The 353-nt window shown below is 51.3% G+C and carries 1 pseudogene; it reads left to right on the forward strand.

Annotated elements, in window-relative coordinates:
• Positions 1-353, forward strand: a pseudogene (locus FH871_RS35235) (hypothetical protein); the annotation flags it as partial.

A 353-nucleotide genomic window follows, 5' to 3' on the forward strand; every position in this document is an offset into this window, starting at 1 on the left:
CTGGATCCGACAGCTGATTGCCCGGCCTCCAAGGTCAGCGATATGATTGTGGCGCCTTATGATGACGTAGATGCTTTGCGTCAATTAGCCCAGCGCTGCGATGTGCTGACCTATGAGTTTGAAAATGTGGATGCAGACGGCCTTGACGCTGTTGTCAAGCCAGGTCAGCTACCGCAGGGCACAGACCTGCTCCGCATTTCCCAAAACCGCATCTTTGAAAAAGATTTTCTGTCAAATAAGGCTGGTGTCACTGTGGCACCTTATCAGGTCATCAGAAGCAGCAGTGACTTGGACGGCCTTGACCTGTCAAAAAATTATGTCCTCAAAACCGCGACAGGTGGCTATGATGGGCA

The organism is Larkinella sp. C7, from assembly GCF_006149005.1.
Lineage (GTDB): Bacteria > Bacteroidota > Bacteroidia > Cytophagales > Spirosomataceae > Larkinella.